This window comes from Streptomyces sp. NPDC002467 (assembly GCF_042889825.1).
In the GTDB taxonomy this organism is placed as follows: domain Bacteria; phylum Actinomycetota; class Actinomycetes; order Streptomycetales; family Streptomycetaceae; genus Streptomyces.
This window is the reverse complement of the sequence record NZ_JBIARJ010000022.1, coordinates 19,562-38,030: the sequence shown is the minus strand read 5'-3', so window position 1 is coordinate 38,030 and position 18,469 is coordinate 19,562. Positions and strand designations below refer to the sequence as shown.

12 protein-coding genes are annotated in these 18,469 nt (G+C 73.2%); 8 read left to right on the top strand and 4 right to left on the bottom strand.

The genetic code is table 11. From position 1 onward, the window contains the following. Positions 1 to 138: 138 nt before the first annotated feature. The 8 genes from ACFYYJ_RS34310 (at position 139) to ACFYYJ_RS34275 (ending at position 12,233) form a co-directional block, all read left to right on the top strand. Entirely contained in the window at positions 139 to 2,256 is a 2,118-nt protein-coding gene (locus ACFYYJ_RS34310) for a right-handed parallel beta-helix repeat-containing protein (RefSeq protein ID WP_389138073.1), read from the top strand. A gap of 241 nt (positions 2,257 to 2,497) precedes the next feature. Continuing rightward, positions 2,498 to 3,313, top strand: a complete 816-nt coding sequence (locus ACFYYJ_RS34305) for a hypothetical protein (RefSeq protein WP_389138155.1) — start codon at positions 2,498 to 2,500, stop codon at positions 3,311 to 3,313. Between the two features lie 328 nt (positions 3,314 to 3,641). Then, on the top strand, positions 3,642 to 4,943 hold the full coding sequence (locus ACFYYJ_RS34300) for a hypothetical protein (RefSeq protein WP_389138154.1): 1,302 nt from the start codon (positions 3,642 to 3,644) through the stop codon (positions 4,941 to 4,943). 99 nt (positions 4,944 to 5,042) lie between these two features. Next, positions 5,043 to 5,663: a TetR family transcriptional regulator gene (locus ACFYYJ_RS34295; protein WP_389138071.1), complete on the top strand. Its 621-nt coding sequence runs from the start codon at positions 5,043 to 5,045 to the stop codon at positions 5,661 to 5,663. A gap of 187 nt (positions 5,664 to 5,850) precedes the next feature. Beyond that, positions 5,851 to 8,085, top strand: coding sequence for a molybdopterin oxidoreductase family protein (locus tag ACFYYJ_RS34290; protein WP_389138069.1), 2,235 nt, complete (start codon positions 5,851 to 5,853; stop codon positions 8,083 to 8,085). Positions 8,086 to 8,158: 73 nt separating this feature from the next. Next, a complete protein-coding gene (locus tag ACFYYJ_RS34285; protein WP_389138068.1) occupies positions 8,159 to 9,625 on the top strand; it encodes a CitMHS family transporter in 1,467 nt (488 codons plus the stop codon). Positions 9,626 to 9,723: 98 nt separating this feature from the next. After that, complete coding sequence (locus ACFYYJ_RS34280) at positions 9,724 to 11,136, top strand: aldehyde dehydrogenase family protein (protein WP_389138067.1); 1,413 nt, start codon at positions 9,724 to 9,726, stop codon at positions 11,134 to 11,136. A 17-nt stretch (positions 11,137 to 11,153) separates the two neighbouring features. Continuing rightward, entirely contained in the window at positions 11,154 to 12,233 is a 1,080-nt protein-coding gene (locus ACFYYJ_RS34275; protein WP_389138065.1) for a Zn-dependent alcohol dehydrogenase, read from the top strand. Between the two features lie 192 nt (positions 12,234 to 12,425). On the opposite strand, the gene ACFYYJ_RS34270 is transcribed toward ACFYYJ_RS34275, so the two are convergent. From ACFYYJ_RS34270 to ACFYYJ_RS34255, 4 genes are all read right to left on the bottom strand, one after another. Next, entirely contained in the window at positions 12,426 to 13,631 is a 1,206-nt protein-coding gene (locus ACFYYJ_RS34270) for an FAD-dependent monooxygenase (RefSeq protein ID WP_389138063.1), read from the bottom strand. Between the two features lie 93 nt (positions 13,632 to 13,724). After that, positions 13,725 to 16,745: a BTAD domain-containing putative transcriptional regulator gene (locus ACFYYJ_RS34265; protein ID WP_389138062.1), complete on the bottom strand. Its 3,021-nt coding sequence runs from the start codon at positions 16,743 to 16,745 to the stop codon at positions 13,725 to 13,727. 57 nt (positions 16,746 to 16,802) lie between these two features. Next, positions 16,803 to 17,621, bottom strand: coding sequence for an SDR family oxidoreductase (locus tag ACFYYJ_RS34260; RefSeq protein ID WP_389138152.1), 819 nt, complete (start codon positions 17,619 to 17,621; stop codon positions 16,803 to 16,805). 134 nt (positions 17,622 to 17,755) lie between these two features. Next, positions 17,756 to 18,403 carry a TetR/AcrR family transcriptional regulator gene (locus ACFYYJ_RS34255; RefSeq protein ID WP_389138060.1) on the bottom strand — a complete coding sequence of 216 codons (648 nt, stop codon included), beginning with the start codon at positions 18,401 to 18,403 and terminating at the stop codon, positions 17,756 to 17,758. Between the last annotated feature and the right edge of the window lie 66 nt (positions 18,404 to 18,469).

Below are 18,469 nucleotides of genomic sequence, written 5' to 3'. Positions count from 1 at the left end.
TGCCCGACAGTAGGATTCCGCGGCCCGCACGTCAACGGCGCCCCGGCCTCGCACGGCGCATCCGAACCCCCGAGTCCGTCGGACTTCATCGCGCGGAGGGGGATCCCAAAAGATGAACAATGCTCTACTCTCACGCGCATGTCGTGGACCCGCAGGTCTCCTGCCGTGCCGGCGGTGCTCCTCGCCGCCCTTCTCGCCCTCCTGTCCCTCCTCGTCGCCGCGCCCGCCGCGAGCGCGCACGAGGAGCGCCCCGTCACCCTCCCCGACGGCACCGGATCCGTGCCCGAGTACCGCAAGGCGGAGCCGGACCTGCTGGTCTGCAAGACCGACCGGCCCGACTTCGAACGCCGGACGTCCGCCTTCCCGCAGGAACTCCGGGACCGCAACCTCGCCCTGTTCGAGCGGTGCCTGCAGACCGGCTACCGCCACCTCCAGGAAGCCGTCGACGCCGTCGACCGGCCGGGGATGAACATCGCGATCCTCCCCGGCCTCTACGAGGAGGAGCCCTCACTGGGCAAACCGACGGGGGAGTGCGCCTCGCTCAAGGCCCCGAACTCCGCGCTCGGCTACCAGATCCTCAGCTACGAGCAGCAGGTGGCCTGCCGCCACAACCAGAACCTCGTCGCCATCCTCGGCAAGACGAACCTCCAGATCGAGGGCACCGGCGCCTCGCGCATGGACGTCGTCATCGACGCCAAGTACCAGAAGCTGAACGGCATCCGCGCCGACAAGTCCAATGGCATCTACTTCCGGAACTTCACCGCCCAGCGCACCACCTTCAACTCGCTGTACGTCCTGGCCGGCGACGGCTTCGTCATCGACGACGTGCTGACCCGCTGGAACGACGAGTACGGGTTCCTGACCTTCGCCAGCGACCACGGGCTCTACAAGAACTGCGAGTCCTACGGGAACGGCGACTCCGGCATCTACCCCGGCAGCGCCTCCAACATCAACGACGGCCGCGGCTACGACGTCCCCCGGTACTCCATCGAGATCACCGGCTGCCGCAGCCACCACAACATGGTCGGCTACTCCGGCACGGCGGGCGACTCCGTGTGGGTGCACGACAACGAGTTCGACCAGAACATGGGCGGCGCGTCCATGGACAGCGCCTTCCCCGGCCACCCCGGACTCCCGCAGAACCACGCCAAGTTCGAGCGGAACCTGATCCACGACAACAACCAGGACTACTACGGGTACGTCGCCGACGGCACCTGCGCCAAGCCGCCGATCGAGCGCGGCTACGAGCGGGGCGTGGTCTGCCCGCAGATCTCCATGCCCCCCGGCACCGGCATCATCACCGCCGGCGGCAACTGGAACCTCTACGAGAACAACTGGGTGTACGGCCACGAGCGCGCGGGCTTCTTCCTCAGCGCCGTCCCCGCCTTCATCCGGGGCGAGGAGGCGTGGTCCAAGCAGACGGACACCTCCCACCACAACCGGTACGCGGGCAACGTCCTCGGCAAGGACAAGTCCGGGGCGTCCCACCCCAACGGCATGGACGTGTGGTGGGACGGCCAGGGTCGCGCCAACTGCTGGCAGGACGGCCCCGACGGCTCCACCCCGGGCACGGTCCCGCAGTGCGGCGGTGTGCGCGGCGAGGTCTCGGGCGCCTCGGCCCGCCTGGTCGGCGAACCGGTCAAGCTGGTCCAACTCCTCGTCTGCGCCGACTACAGCGTCCAGGCGCGCAAACTCCCGGCCGGCTGCGACTGGTACGGTGCGCGCGGCCTGGAGCGGGTGGAGACCCAGATCGCGCTGGCCGTGGCGGCCGTGCTGCTCCTGATCGGCGGGGTGCTGTGGTGGCGCCGCCTGCGGACCTCACGCCTCGCCACGGTGGCCTCACTCCTCGGCCTGGCGGGTCTGGCCCTGGACGTGGCCGGCTCCACCATGCCGCTGACCGCGACCTCCGTCCCCGCCCTGGCCCTCCTCCTGCTCGGCCTGTGGTGGACGGGCATCGGCCTCGCGCTGCGCCCCACCCGGCCCTGGCTTGCCCGCCTGACCCTGCTGCTGGCCGGCCTGACCCTGCTGGACGCCTTCGACAAGGCGGTCCTGATGATCCCCTGGACCCCCCTGAGCCCCGCCTGGGTACGGGCACTGGTCGCCCTGGTCTGGATCCTGTGGGCCGCCGTGGCCTCGGCCCGCCCCGACACCCCCGCCCACCCGGCCGGCGACCGCTCCCCGGTCCCGGCGGACCCCTCCCCGTCCCTGAGCACGACAGCCCCCAACCCCCCGTCAACCCCGGAGCCCACCCCATGACCCCTCACCCCCGGGCCCCCCACCCCACTCCCACCCACCCCCCAACACCCACCCCGGCGCTTCCATGTGCCCGGTGTACTGCCCGCCCGGCCGGTGGGGACCACCCGGCCGGGCGGGGCCTCCATGCGCGGGGAGGGCTGCTGTGAGCGACGACCGTTCCGCCGAGCGGATCCGGTGCGACGTCTGCGCCGCCCCGCCCCGCCCGCCGCGCAGGCGTGGCGGGCGGGCCCGGGGCGCGGCTCTGCTCGCCCTCGTCCTGCTCCTCGCCGGCGGCGCCGCGACGGGCTGCGGCGGGCGGGCCACCACCCACCACAAGCCCGGCACCAGCCACGAGCAGGCCTCCGGCAGCGTGGGCACCCTGCTCACCGCCGATGACGGAGCGGGCCACCGCCTCCGGGAGGTCCCGGCCGAAGGCGCGCCGGAGGTCGAGCTCACGGCCCGCCCGGACTCCGAGGACGGCTGGAACCTCCAACTGGCCGTGAAGAACTACCGCTTCACCCCCGACAGCACCGGCGGCGGCGCCCTCCCGGGCGCCGGCCATGCCCACCTGTTGCTCGACGGGAACAAGCTGGCCCGGCTGTACGGCCCCTGGTTCCACCTGCCCGCCGCGCAGGTCCCCGAGGGCGCGCACACCCTGACCGTCCGCCTCTACGCCGACGACCACACCGCCTGGGCGGTGGCCGGCAAGCCGATAGAGGGCTCGGCGCAGCTCACCGCAGCCGCCCCGGGCCAGACCGGCGGCCACAGCCACACCCCGCCGACGTCCCCGCCGACGTCCCAGGCGGCGCCGGAGGCCGACCGCACGGTCACCGTCACCGTCCGGGACGGCAAGGTCAGCCCTGCCCCGGCCCGCACCGAGCTGCGGCGCGGCGAGCGCGTCGCCCTGCGCGTCACCAGCGACCGCGCGGACACCCTGCACGTCCACGGCTACGACAAGGAACTCAGACTCCCCGCAGGCCAGGAGGCCACCCTGATCCTGACGGTCGACCGCACCGGCCTCTTTGAGGTCGAGACGCACGAGTCCGGCCTCGTCCTGACCCAACTCCTCGTCCGATGACCCGGCACACGTACATCCACCCGCACCCGCACCGGCACCCACAGCCGCACTTGAGCCCACGTCCGCGCCCGCACTCCGGCCCGCGCCCGCACTCCGGCCCGCGCCCGCACTCCGGCCCGCGCCCGCACTCCGGCCCGCGCCCGCACTCCGGCCCGCGCCCGCGCCCGGGCCCGCACGGCCACGCGCACCCGCGGCTCCCCGGACTCGGGCCCGAGTCCGGGACGCCCGGCCGCGCCGACGGACCGGCACCGACTCCGGCCGGCCGGTGCTGAGCCCTGCCGGGGCCGTCCCGGGCGCGGGCGTGGGCGGTGACGGTACCGGCCAGGGCGTGGTCCAACACCCGGCCGATCCGCTCACCACACTCGCGCACGGGATCGGGTCCCAGCACGACCTGCCGATCTCTCCCTTCTACGCGTTCGCCGGCGCCTTCGCCGCACTGTTCGTCTCCTTCCTCGCTCTCGGCCTGCTCTGGTCGACCTCCCGCTTCCGCGGAGACCGGTCGGGGCTCGCCCTCCCCGCCGCCCTCCAGAGGGCCGTCGACGCGCAAGCCACCCGCACCGCCCTACGCGCCCTCGGCCTAGCCGCCGCGTTGACCGTCCTCCTCCACCTCCTCCTCGGTCCCGACGACCCCGCTCGCAACCCCGCTCCCGGCGCCGTCTACGTACTCCTCTGGGTCGGACTCGTCCCCGCCTCCCTCCTCCTCGGCCCCGTCTGGCGCCGCCTCAACCCGCTCCGCACCCTGCACCTCCTGCTCTCCCGGGCCCTGCGCCGCCGTACCCCCGACCACCCCCTCCCCGCCCGGCTCGGCCAATGGCCCGGGGCCGCCGGGCTGTTCGCCTTCACCTGGCTCGAACTCGTCGCTCCCGATCCCGCATCCACCACCACCCTCCTGATCGCCCTCGCCCTGTACTGCACCGTCCAGCTGCTGCTCGCCGCCCGCTTCGGCGAGCGCTGGTTCGACGACGGAGACGCCTTCGAGGCCTACTCCACCCTCTTCGCCCGTCTCTCCCCCCTCGGCCGCCGCCGCGACGGCCGTCTCGTCCTGCGCAATCCGTTCCACGGACTCGACGCGACGCCCGAGCGGCCCGGACTCGTCGCCACCGTCTGCGTCCTCCTCGGCTCCACCGCCTACGACGGCTTCTCCGACAGCCCCTCCTGGATCGACACCCTTCAGACCTCCCCCCTGGGCCGCACCCCCACGGCCACCCTCGGACTGCTCGCTTCCATCGCCCTCGTCGCCACCCTCTACTGCCTCTGCGCGGCGGCCACCCGACTCGTCAGCGGCCCGCACCCCGGCCCGCTGACCGCCTTCGCGCACTCACTGGTACCGATCGCACTCGGCTATCTCGTCGCCCATTACTTCTCCCTCCTTGTAGTCGAAGGACCACGCACCGTAATCATGGCAGTGGGCACTGACAACGCCCCGGAACCCTTGTCGCCACTGGGTCCGGGCGGTCTCGCCGTGCTCCAGGTCGTCGCCGTCGTCACCGGCCACGTGCTCGGTGTCACCGCGGCCCACGACCGCTCCGTACGCCTCTTCCCGCCCGCGAAAGCGGTGGCCGGACAGCTCCCGCTGCTCGCGCTGATGATCACTTACACCATTGGAGGGCTGAGCCTCCTGCTGAACTAGCCGAACCGGCCGAACCGCCTGGACCGGCCGAGCTGTCCGAACCAGGAGACGGCGAGCGAGTCCAGGCCCCCGCCGAACCCGGAAGCGAGGAGCGGCATGATGGACCCCGTGCCTCCCGCCCACCCCATGCGTCGTACGCCCATCCAGCAGCGCAGCGCCGACCGGCTCGCCCGGATCCTCGACGCCTGCGCCGAACTCCTGGACGAGACCGGGTACGAGAACCTCAGCACCCGGGCCGTCGCCCTGCGTGCAGGTGTCCCGATCGGCTCGGTCTACCGCTTCTTCGGCAACAAGCGGGCGATGGCCACGGCCCTCGCCCACCGCAACCTCGACACCTACGCCGACGGCATCGCGGACCGCCTCGCCGACCTCCCCGCCACCGACTGGCGGCCCGTCGTCGACGCCGTGCTCGACGAGTACCTCACCATGAAGCGGACCGTCCCCGGATTCGCGCTCGTCGACTTCGGCATCCCCGCGCCGCCGACCGAGGGTCCGGACTCGGATCCCAACAACCTGGTCGCCGCCCGCCTGACCGAACTGCTCTGCACGCACCTCGGCCTGACCCCCGACGCCGCCCTCGAGCGGGCGGTCCTGGTCGCAGTCGAAGCCACGGACGCGCTGGTCCAGTTGGCCTTCCGCATCGATCCGGAGGGGGACCCGACCATCGTCACCGAGATCCGCGTGATGATGCACGCCTACCTGGCCCGCGTACTGGACTGACCCGTCCCCGCACGGTCGCGGTACCGGTGGCCCGGGGGTGTCCGGCTCGCCGCCCCGCCGTGTCATGGCTTCCACCCTGCCCCGGTGCGATCCCGGTCCGGCAAGGCCCTCCCCTCCATGCGTACCGGTCGGTATGCTCGGTGCGCCCCGCGTGCCCGTGCCGCAGCCTGCCGCCCCTGGAGGGCCCATGCCCCGCACCGCCCTGCGCATCTGTCCCCTCTGCGAAGCCACCTGCGGCCTCACCCTCACCATCGAGGGCGCCAAGGTCACCGGCGCCCGCGGTGACCGGGAAGACGTCTTCAGTCGTGGATTCATCTGCCCCAAGGGCGCCGCCTTCGGACAGCTCGACGCCGACCCCGACCGCCTGCGCCGCCCCCTCGTCCGCCGCGACGGCCACCTCCGGGAGGCCACCTGGGAGGAGGCGTTCGCCGCCGTCGCCGCCGCCGTGCCCGCCCTCGTCGAGGAGTACGGGACCCAGGCGGTGGGCGTGGTCCTCGGCAACCCGAACACGCACACCATGGCCGGAGCCCTCTACCCGCCACTGCTCCTCAAAGCCCTCGGCACCCGGAACCTCTTCACCGCCAGCACGCTCGACCAGATGCCCAAGCACGTCTCCAGCGGCCTGCTCTACGGCGACCCCTTCGCCATCCCGGTACCCGACCTCGACAGGACCGATTTCCTGCTGCTCCTGGGTGCCAACCCGGTCGAATCCAACGGCTCCCTGTGCACCGCCCCCGACTTCCCCGGCCGGCTCAAAGCCCTGCGCGCCCGTGGCGGCACCCTCGTCGTCGTCGATCCGCGTCGCACCCGCACCGCCGCCCTCGCCGACCGCCACCTCGCCCCGCGCCCCGGCAGCGACGCCCTGCTGCTCGCGGCCCTCGCGCACACGCTGCTCGCGGAGAAACTCGCCGCCCCCGACGAACCGGACGGAAAGATCGAGGGACTCGGGGAACTCGCCGCCGTGCTCGAGAGTTTCACTCCTGAGGCCGTGGCACCCGCCTGCGACCTCCCGGCCGACGAGATCCGCACCCTCGCCCGCGACCTCGCGGCCGCGCCCACCGCCGCCGTCTACGGCCGGATCGGCAGCTGCACCGTCGAGCACGGCACCCTCGCCAGCTGGCTGGTCGACGTACTGAACATCCTCACCGGCAACCTCGACCGGCCCGGCGGAGTCCTCTTCCCGCTCCCGGCCGCCGGACCGCGGCCGCGCCCCGCCGGACCGGGCAAGGGCTTCGCGCTCGGGCGCTGGCACAGCCGGGTCAGCGGCCACCCCGAGGTCAAGAGCGAACTGCCCATCGCCGCCCTGGCCGAGGAGATCGAGACGGCGGGGGAGGGGCGGATCCGCGCCCTGATCTCCATCGCCGCGAACCCGGTCCTGTCCGCACCCGACGGCGACCGGCTCGACCGGGCGCTGGCCGGCCTCGACTTCATGGTCTCGATCGACCCGTACCTGAACGAGACCTCACGCCACGCCCACGTCGTACTGCCCCCGCCGCCGCCCTCGCAGAGCCCGCACCACGACTTCGCCTTCAACGGCTTCGCCATCCGCAACCAGGTGCGCTACACCCGAGCCGCCGTCCCGCTCGAAGCCGGTCGACTCGACGAGTGCGAGATCCACGCCCGCCTCGTCCTCGCCGTCTCCGGCATGCACGGCGCCACCGGCCCGGACGCCGTCGACGACCTCGCCGTGCGGAGCACCCTCGGCAAGGAGACGGCCGACCCGAACTCCCCGCTGCACGGGCAGGACCCGGCCCGTCTCGCCAGCCTGCTCACGGGCGACAGCGGGCCGGAACGCCGCCTGGACATGATGCTCCGACTCGGCCCGTACGGAGACCTGTTCGGCGCCGCCGGTGAGGGGGAACGGCTCAGCCTGGAGCGGCTGCTCGCGCACCCGCACGGCATCGACCTGGGACCGATGCGCCCCCGGTTCCCGGGCGTGCTGAGGACCCGCAGCGGCAGGATCGAGCTGCTGCCGGATCCGATCGCGGCCGAGCTCCTCAGGCTGCGTACGACGCTCGCCGATCGCCCCGCCGCCCTGGTGCTCGTGGGCCGCCGCCACCTGCGGTCCAACAACAGCTGGTTGCACAACGTCCCGGCCCTCACCGGAGGTTCCAACCGCTGCACCCTCCAGGTGCACCCGGACGACGCGGGGCGGCTGGGCCTCACCGACGGCGGCAGGGCCCGGATCACCGCCGCCGGCGGGAGTCTGGAGGTCCCCGTCGAGATCTCCGACGCCGTCCGCACCGGAGTGGTGAGCCTCCCGCACGGCTGGGGCCACGACCGGGCCGGCACCCGGCTCTCGGTGGCCTCCGCGGTGCCGGGCGCCAACGTCAACCAGCTCCTCGACGGCACCCTGCTCGACCCGCTGTCCGGCACGGCGGTGCTCAACGGCTTCCCCGTCGAACTCGCACCCCTGCCCTGAGCTGGGGTTTTGCTCGTATTGCTCACGGCTCGACGTCTTGTTGGCCCAAGGAGGCGGCACCTACCTTCCCCCCATGCTGACCTTCCTCGGCTTCGCCATGATCGCGACTTTCCTGGCCCTGATCATGATGAAGAAAATGTCGCCCATCGCGGCGCTCGTCCTCATCCCCGCCCTGTTCTGCGTCTTCGCCGGCAAGGGCGCGCACCTCGGCGACTACGTCATCGAAGGCGTCGGGAAACTCGCCCCGACCGCCGCCATGCTGATGTTCGCCATCGTCTATTTCGGCGTGATGATCGACGTCGGCCTGTTCGACCCGATCGTGCGGGGCATCCTGCGCTTCTGCAAGGCCGACCCCGTCCGGGTGGTGGTCGGCACGGCGGTCCTCGCGGCGATCGTCTCGCTCGACGGCGACGGATCGACCACCTTCATGATCACGGTCTCGGCCATGTACCCGCTCTACAAGCGGCTCGGCCTGAGCCTGGTGGTCATGACGGGTGTCGCGGCCACGGCGAACGGAGTCATGAACACCCTGCCCTGGGGCGGCCCCACGGCCCGCGCCGCGACCGCGCTCAAGCTCGACGCCGCGGACATCTTCGTCCCGATGATCCCGGCACTCGCCGTGGGACTGCTCTTCGTCTTCGTCCTCGCGTACGTCCTCGGGCTGAAGGAGCGTCGCCGGGTCGGCCTCCTCTCCCTGCCTGGGGACGAGACGGCGGACGACGAGGAACTGGTCATGGCCGCCTCCGGGACGGGCGCGGGCGGGGCCGCCACCGGCTCCGCTGCCGGCTCCGACGCGAGCACCACCGGCTCCGACGGCAACACCACCGGCTCCTCGGGTGGTGCCACCGGCTCCACCGGGACGCCCGACGCCGCGGGCGGCGCCGGCCCCGAGGGCGGATTCCAGGGCCTCGACCCGCACCGCGCGACCCTGCGTCCGCGCCTGTACTGGTTCAACGCCGCCCTCACCGTCGCCCTCCTGGCCGCGATGATCATGGAGCTGCTGCCCATCCCGGTGCTGTTCCTGCTCGGCGCCGCTCTCGCGCTCACCGTGAACTACCCGCACATGCCGGACCAGAAGGCCCGGATCGCCGCCCACGCCGACAACGTCCTGAACGTCGCAGGCATGGTCTTCGCCGCCGCCGTCTTCACCGGAGTCCTGACCGGTACCGGCATGGTCAAGCACATGGCCGACTGGCTCGTCGGAGCCATCCCCGAGGGCATGGGCCCGCACATGGCCCTGGTCACCGGCCTCCTGAGCCTGCCGCTCACCTACTTCATGTCCAACGACGGCTTCTACTTCGGCGTCCTCCCGGTCCTCGCCGAGGCCGGCGCCGCCCACGGTGTCTCCCCCCTCGAAATCGCCCGCGCCTCGCTCGTCGGCCAGGCCCTGCACATGTCGAGCCCGCTGGTTCCGGCCGTCTACGTCCTCGTCGGCATGGCGAAGGTCGAGTTCGGCGACCACACCAGGTTCACCGTGAAATGGGCGGCACTGACCTCCCTCGTCGTCCTCGGGGCGGGGATGCTTTTCGGCATCATCTGATTCCCGCCTCCCCTGGCGCACAGAAAACTACCGACGCTAGTTTGTAGGGTGTCCGCGAGGTCTGGTCTACGCACTCGTGCGTGCTCGGGAGGAATGGCATGAAGGCCCACGACGGGATGTACATCGGCGGCGCATGGCGGCCCGCCGCCGGAAGCGACCGCATCGAGGTCGTCAACCCGGCCGACGAGCAGGTCATCGCCTCGGTGCCGGCAGGCACCGAGGAGGACGTGGACGCGGCCGTACGAGCGGCCCGGGCGGCGCTGCCCGGCTGGGCGGCGACGCCCGCGGCCGAGCGGGCCGCCCTGATCGGCGCGCTGCGCGACGTACTGATCGCCCGCAAGAGCGAGATCGCCGAGACCATCACCGCCGAACTGGGCTCCCCGCTCGGTTTCGCGGAGATGGTCCACGTCGGGTCGCCGATCGCCGTGGCCTCCTCGTACGCCGAACTGGCGGCCTCGTACTCCTTCGAGGAGCGGATCGGGAACTCCACCGTGCTGCTGGAGCCCGTCGGGGTGGTCGGCGCCATCACCCCCTGGAACTATCCGCTGCACCAGGTCGTTGCCAAGGTGGCACCCGCTCTCGCCGCCGGCTGCACCCTCGTACTCAAGCCGGCCGAGGACACCCCGCTGACCGCGCAGCTCTTCGCCGAAGCCGTGCACGAGGCGGGCATCCCGGCCGGAGTCTTCAACCTGGTGACCGGAACCGGCCCGGTCGCCGGCCAGGCCCTGGCCGCGCACGAAGGAGTCGACCTGGTCTCCTTCACAGGCTCCACCGAGGTCGGCAAGAAGATCGGCGCCACGGCCGGCGCCGCCGTCAAGCGGGTCGCCCTGGAACTGGGCGGCAAGTCGGCCAATGTCATCCTGCCCGGCGCCGATCTGGCCAAGGCCGTCGCGGCCGGCGTCGGCCACGTCATGAACAACGCCGGCCAGAGCTGCAACGCGCTCACCCGCATGCTCGTCCACCGGGACCACTACGAGGAGGCCGTCTCGCTCGCGGCCGCCGCCGTCGCCAAGTACCCCACGGGCGACCCCAGCACGCAGGGCACCCGCCTCGGCCCGGTGGTCAACGCCAAGCAGCACGAACGCGTCCGCGGCTACATCGCCAAGGGCATCGAGGAAGGCGCCCGTCTCGTCGCCGGCGGCCCCGACTCCCCGCACGAGCAGGGCTACTTCGTCGCGCCGACCGTGTTCGCCGACGTCACGCCCGACATGACCATCGCCCAGGAGGAGATCTTCGGCCCCGTGCTGTCGATCCTGGCGTACAACGACGAGGAGGAGGCCCTGAGCATCGCCAACGGCACCGTCTACGGCCTGGGCGGCGCCGTCTGGGCCGAGGACGAGGAGACGGCCGTGGCGTTCGCCCGCCGCATGGACACCGGGCAGGTGGACATCAACGGCGGCCGCTTCAACGTGCTCGCACCCTTCGGCGGCTACAAGCAGTCGGGCGTCGGCCGCGAGCTGGGCCCGCACGGCCTGACGGAGTACCTCCAGACCAAGTCCCTGCAGTTCTGAACACGGAGACGACGATCATGGTCCGCGCCGCCATCCTGCCCGCCGTCGGAGCCCCGCTGGAGATGCGGGAGATCGTGCTGCCCGATCCCGGACCCGGGCAGGTCCGGGTACGGCTCACCGCCGCCGGGGTCTGTCACTCCGACCTCTCCCTCACCAACGGCACCATGAGGGTCCCCGTACCCGCCGTCCTCGGCCACGAGGGCGCGGGCACGGTCCTCGCGGTGGGCGAGGGCGTCGCCCATGTCGCCCCCGGCGACGGGGTCGTGCTCAACTGGGCTCCCTCCTGCGGGGAGTGCCACCACTGCGCCATCGGCGAGGTGTGGCTCTGCGTCAACGCGCTCACCGGGGTCGGTGCCGTCCACGCTCACGACGCGCAGGGCGCCCCGCTCCACCCCGGGCTGAACGTGGCCGCGTTCGCCGAGGAGACCGTCGTCGCGGCCAACTGCGTGCTGCCCGCGCCCGCCGGGATCCCGCTCGCCGAGGCCGCCCTGCTCGGCTGCGCCGTGCTCACGGGCTACGGCGCCGTCCATCACAGCGCCCAGGTCCGCCCCGGCGAATCCGTCGCCGTCTTCGGGGCCGGCGGGGTCGGCCTGGCCGCGCTCCAGGCCGCCCGCATCGCCGGGGCGGGCCCGATCGTGGCCGTGGACGTCTCCCCGGCCAAGGAGGAGCTGGCGCGGGCGGCCGGGGCCACCGAGTTCGTCCTCGCCTCCGACACCACCGCCAAGGAGATCCGGGCCCTCACCGGGGGCCGGGGCACGGACGTGGCCGTGGAGTGCGTCGGCCGGGCCGAGACCATCCGCGGAGCCTGGGAGTCCACCCGGCGCGGCGGCCGCACCACGGTCGTCGGCATCGGCGGCAAGGAGCAGCAGGTCACCTTCCACGCCCTGGAGATCTTCCACTTCGCCCGCACCCTCACCGGTTGCGTCTACGGCAACAGCGACCCCGCCCGCGACCTCCCGGTGATCGCCGAACACGTCCGAGCGGGCCGCCTCGACCTCGGCGCCCTCGTCACCGACCGCATCACCCTCGACGGCATCCCGGCGGCCTTCGACGCGATGCTGGAGGGCAAGGGCGGCCGCTCGCTGGTCGTCTTCTAGGCCGCCGGGCCCGCGGGGCGCCCTGCTGTGTCTAGTGCTCTGACCGGAAAGGTTCACCGCCTCACGACGCCCGGCACGGCACCTCGCCGCGTTGTCGCGCCACGCAAGTACGTCCAGTACAAGGCGTGGCCCTCCGCCTTGCGATGCACCGCACCGGACGCCGCGAGCCGGCAAACCTTTCCGGCCAGAGCACTAGGCACTCAGGGCGCCCCGCGTTCCGTAGTCCCGCAGTGTGATGTTCTCGGCCGTCCTGCGGGCGATCCTGGCGGCCATGTTGCTTCCGGGCAGGTAGGGCATGACCTTGTAGTAGCGATTGAGCAGCCCCGCCATGAATCGGCTTCCGGGGACCATGAGCCCGGCCACCCCGTCGCCCATCTTCTGGCACCCCTCCGCGTACTTCCGCAGCGCCTCCTCGTACCGGCCGAAGGCGACCCGGTGGTCGCCGCCGGCGGCCGCCAGTTCCCCCGCGAGGACGTACGCGCCGACCAGGGCGAGCCCCGAACCCATGCCGGAGAGCGACGAGGGGCAGTGGGCGGCGTCGCCGACGAGGGCGATCCGGCCCCGACTCCAGGAGTCCATCCGGACCTGCCCGACCGAATCGAAGTAGAAGTCGGGCGCGTACCGCATCTCCCGCAGCAGCCGGTCGCTCTCCCACCCGGTGCCCGCGAACTGCTCGGCGAGGAAGGCCTGCTGCCGCGTCACCTCGCGCCGGCCGAGGTCCAGGGCCGGAGAGGCGAAGTAGAAGACCGCCTTGGCCTCGGTGTTGTGACGGGCGCTGTACATCGCGACGAGCTTGCCCGCGGTGCGGTAGGCGTGTCCGGTGTGGTCGAGCCCCAGGTGGTTGGCCGTCGTGAAGATCGCGCAGTGGAGGCCGAGGCGCTTCACGAACCGCTCCTCCGGCCCGAACGCCAGGCGGCGCGTGTTCGAGTGCATCCCGTCGGCCCCGATCACCAGGTCGAACCGGCGCGGCGCGCTCCGTTCGAAGGCGACGGTGACGCCGTCCGCGTCCTCGGTGAGAGAGGTGATGGAGTCGCCGAAGACGTACTCCGTGTACGGCGCGGTCGCGTCGTACAGGATCCGTGCCAGATCGCCCCGGAGGATCTCGACGTCCCCGGCGAACAGGTCGGCCGGCAGCTTCGCCTGCACCTTGCCCGCGCTGTTGACGTACGACATGGAGCCCGTGCCGGTCCGGGCGGCTTCGACGGCGTCCAGGATGCCCATGCCCCGCAGGACCGACAGGTGGGCCTCGCCCCGGAAGTCGACGGCGTAGCCGCCGTCGCGCAGTGCCGGGGCGCGTTCCACGACCGTGGGGTTGAAGCCGTGATGGTGGAGCCAGTAGGCGAGCGCGGGGCCCGCGACGGAGGAGCCGGAGATGAGGACGTCGAGGTTCTTCTTCATGCGGTGAGCTTCGCTGGGTGCGCTCACCGCCCGCTCACCGCCGACTCACCGAGCCGCCCGCTCACCGAGCCGCCCGCTCACCGCAACGCCGGCTCACCGCCCCGGCGGCGGGCCCCCCGTGCCCCCCGTGCCCACCGAGCCCCCCGTGCCCCCCGGACCCACCGGACCCGACGAGTCCCCCGTCCCCGCCGAGCCCGTATCCTCCGTCGCCCCGACCACGCTGCCCACGACGCCCTCGGGGACGCCCAGCAGCCGGAGTACCGCCAGGGTGTCGGCCCCCATGACCGCCGCCCCCTCCGCGGCCTCCCGGTAGTACTCCCGGGCCGCGCCCCGGTCGCCGCGCGCCTCGGCGACGTGGCCGAGCCCTGCGAGCGTACGGACCCGGGTGCCGACGCTCTTGACCCAGTGCGGGTCGACCCGCTCCAGCGCCTCCTCGTACAGCCGCCGTGCCTCCGGCAGGTCCGCGTCGAGCAGGGCCAGGTCACCGAGGCCGCGCAGGGCCGCCGCCAGCCCGGTGGAGCTGCCGGCACGTCGCGCGAGAGCGGCCGCCCTGCCGTAGTCGGCCCGGGCCGCCGCCGGGTCCTCCCCGACGAGGTGGTCGCCCCGGTTGACCAGCAGATCCGCGCTGTCCTCCAGGGCGTCGAGCTGTTCGGTGAGTACGAGGGCCTCGTCGGTCAGCGCGATCGCCCGAGCGAGGTCGCCGCGCCCGCCCGCCAGGCCGGCGAGCGTGTCCAGGGCCAGCGCGGTGCCCCACCGGTCGCCGAGCGCGCGGAACTCTTCGACCGCGGCGCCGAATTCCCGCCCGGCCCGCTCCGTGTCGCCCTCGCCGAGCGGCCCGAACCCCGAAACGTACCGGGCGGCGGCCCGCGCCCACGGCTCGGAGCAGTCGCGCTGGGAGGAGACGAGCTCGAACGCGCCGTGCGGATCGGACTCGCCCGCGTTCCGCATCATCCACAGGAACAGGGCGACGGGATGGCGGCCCGGCCGGGCAGCCGACCACGCCGCGGCCAGGGCCGATCCGGCCGCCGCACGGTGGCGCTGCCACACCGGCCGCCCGCCGGTACCGGACGCCGCCAGCAGCACGCACAGCACGTACCCCTCGCCGAGCCCGTCCGGCGGAGCCCAGCCCGACCCGTCGTCCGCCACGCCCCCCATCGCCTCCAGCAGCGCGATGGCCTGCGGCGCGACCGAGGAGGCCATGCCCCGGATCCACAGGTGGTGCGAGGCCGCAGCGAGCAGCTCCAGCCCGCCCTCCACGTCCCGCGCCTCGACCGCCCGGCCCAGCGCCGCGAGGAAGTTGCCGTGCTCGGCGGTGAGGACGGGCAGCCATTCCAGCTGCTCGGCCCGCCGCAGATGCGGGTCGGCGGTCCGTACCAGCTCCAGCAGCCACCGGGCGTGGGCCCGTCGTACGGCGTCCCGTTCACCCGCCGCGTCGAGCCGCTCGCCGCCGTACGCGCCGATCGTCTCCAGCATCCGGTAGCGGCCCCCCGCCACCTCCAACAGCGATTTGCCGACCAGCGACTCCAGCAGTTCCTCGTCCGCGCCGCACACCCGCAGCGCGGCCCCGGCCGTCGCACCGCCCGCGAAGACCGTGAACCGCCGGGCGGCACACTGCTCCGCCTCCGACAGCAGGTCCCAGCTCCACGCGACCACCGAACGCAGCGTCCGGTGCCGTTCGTCGGCCGTACGGCTGCCGCGGGCCGCGACCCCCAGCCGGTCGTCGAGCCGTCCCGCGAGGTCCTCGACGTCCAGGGTCCTGACGCGCGCCGCCGCCAGCTCGATGGCCAGCGGCAGGTCGTCGAGGGCCGCGCAGATCCGCCGTACGAGCTTCGGGTCGGCGGTGAAACCGCGCCGCACGGCGCCCGCCCGGTCCGTGAAGAGGCGTACGGCGGCGTCGCCGTCGAGCGGCCGCACCTGCCGGATGCTCTCGCCGATGATCCCGAGCGGTTCCCGGCTCGTCGCCAGGACGCGCAGCCGAGGGCAGGCCGCCAACAGCCGCGCCGCCAGCGCCGCGGCCTCGTCGACGACGTGCTCGCAGTTGTCCAGGACCAGCAGCAGCATCCGGTCGGACAGCGCCGCCACCAGACGGTCGACCGGCGCCTGCGCGCCGTCGCCCAGGGTCAGCCCGTTCTCCCGCAGGCCGAGCGCGCCCAGCAGCGCCTGCGCCACTCCCGTACCGTCGCGCAGCGGGGCCAGCTCGACGAAGCACACCTCGTCGGCCAGGGCGCCCGCCACCTCGACGGACAGCCTGGTCTTGCCGACGCCGCCCGGGCCGGTCAGCGTGACCAGCCGGGCCACCCGCAGCAGCCCCGCGACCTCGGAGACCTCCTCGCCCCGTCCGACGAAGGCCGTCAGCTGGGCGGGCGGTGCGGCGGGCGCGGGCGAGGGATCCGCACTCAACAACTCCCGGTGCAGGGCAACCAGTTCGGCCGACGGGTCGGCACCCAGCTCATCGGCCAGGTGCCGCCTGGTCTCCTCGAACACCACCAGCGCCGCGGCCTGCCCGCCCTCGGCGAACAGCGCCCGCATCAGCAGCCCCGCCAGTCGCTCCCGGAGGGGATGGCGGCCGACCAGTTCGCGCAGCTCCGGTACGGCGGTGTGGTGCCCGCCGAGCAGGCACTCGGCCTCGATCCGGTCCTCGATCGCCCCGAGCCGGCGCTCCTCCAGCCGTACGGCGGCCGGCCGGCCCGATTCGCTGCCGTCGAGGCCGTCCAGCGCCGGCCCCCGCCACAGCTCCAGGGCCTCGCGCAGCAGTACGACCGCCCGTCCGGCCTCCCCGGAGCGCAGCGCGGCCCGCCCCTCCTGGGCCAGCCGCTCGAACCGGCACGCGTCCACGTCGTCCGGCGCCACCACGATCCGGTAGCCCGCCCCGGCCTGCTCGATGGCGGCCGCCGCGCCGAGGGACTTGCGCAGCCTCGACACCTGGGACTGCAGGGCGTGCGCCGACAGCGCTCCGTCCGGGTCGAGGGCATCGGCGAGCCGGTCCGCCGAGACGGCCTCTCCCGGGTTCAGCAGGAGCAGGGCCAGCAGGGCGCGGCGGGCCGGTCCGCCCAGCGGCACCTCGGTGCCGTCGTCGTGCCACGCCCGGGTCTCGCCGAGTATTCCGAACAGCATGTCGGTGATTATCCAACGGAGTTGATCCGGAGTTGATCCGGACGCCATCCGAGTCGATCACGCGTGGGCGATCGGGCCCAGGTAGGTCCCGCCCGAGACGTCGATGGTCTGGCCGGTCACCCAGCGGCCCCGCGGGCCCGCCAGGAACCCGACGACGTCGGCGACGTCCTCGGGTTCGCCGAGCCGGCCGAGGGCCGTGATCGATTCGAGCCCGGCGACCACCTCGGGGATGGAGGTGTAGCCGGCGGTCATGTCGGTCCGGATCGCGCCGGGTGCGACGGTGTTCACCGTGATGCCCCGGCCGCCGAGCTCGTTGGCCAGCGACGGGGTCATCGACTCCAGTGCCGCCTTGCTGATCGTGTAGCCGATCTGGGTGGAGACCGCGAACCGGCTCGCGGTCGAGCCCATGTTGACGATGCGGCCGCCGTCGTTCATGAGCGGCAGGGCGCGCTGGATCACGAAGAACGGCGTGCTGACGTTGATCGTGAGCAGCCTGTCGAGCTCCTCCTGCGTCACCCGCGCGATCGAGTTGCCCGAGATGATGCCGGCGTTGTTGACCACGATGTCCAGCCCGCGTCCGGCCAGTCCCTCGGCGAGGCCCTCGAACAGCCGGTCCACGGCGCCCTCCTCGCCGAACCGGGCGCGGACGGCGAACGCCCGGCCGCCCGCCTCCTCGATCGCGGCCACGGTCTCCTTGGCCGCCGCGTCGTTGCCGCCGTAGTGGACCGCGACCAGTGCGCCCTCGGCGGCGAGGCGCAGCGCCACCGCCCGGCCGATCCCGCGGGATCCGCCCGTCACCAGCGCGGTCTTGCCCGCCAGTTCGCCCGTCGCGTTGCCCGTGGCGTGGTTCGTCGCGTGGTGCGTCGTGTTGCCCATGACCTGCTCCTCGTTCGGCGGCCGGTCCGCGGTGGATCCGGCGACGAGGACACGGTGGCCGCCACCGCTCACCGCCCGCTCACCGCCCGCTCACCGGGCCCGGACGGTCGCGGACGGTCGCGGTCGCGGCGCCGCTAGCGCACGGTCTCGCGCAGCGCCTCGTACTGCAGGGCCAGCCCGTCCAGGAGGGCCGTCAGCCCCGTTTCGAAGGCGCCCTCGTCCACCTCGCGGCGGCGTTCGGCCAGCAGGTGCGCCTGGCCCAGGTGGGGGTAGTCCGACGGGTCGTAGGCCGTCTCGTCGTCCACGAAACCACCGGCGAACGAGGCCACCGCCGAGCCCAGGATGAAGTACCTCATCAGCGCGCCGATCCGGGTCGCCTGTCCCGGGGGCCAGCCCGCCTCGGTCATCGCGCCGAACACCGCGTCCGCCAGCCTCAGACCCGCCGGCCGGCGACCCGGGCCCCGCGCCAGTACCGGCACGATGTTCGGATGGTCCGACAGGGCGTCCCGGTACGAGTGCGCCCACGCGTGCAGCGCCCCGCGCCAGTCCTGCCCGCCGCCCTCGAACATCGACAGGTCGACCCGTGCGCTCACCGCGTCCGCGACCGCCTCCAGGATCTCGTCCTTCGTCCGGAAGTGGTTGTACAGGGAGGGCCCGCTGACGCCCAGCGCGGCGGCCAGCCGCCGCGTCGACACCGCCTCCAGACCCTCCGCGTCCACCAGGGCACCGGCCGCCTCGACGATGAGGGCTCGGCTGAGGAGGGGCTTGCGCGGTCTGGCCATGCGCCACATAGTAGGGCCTGCCCGCCATAAACTACCGGTGCTAGTTAACCGGGGGGCGTGGCGGCC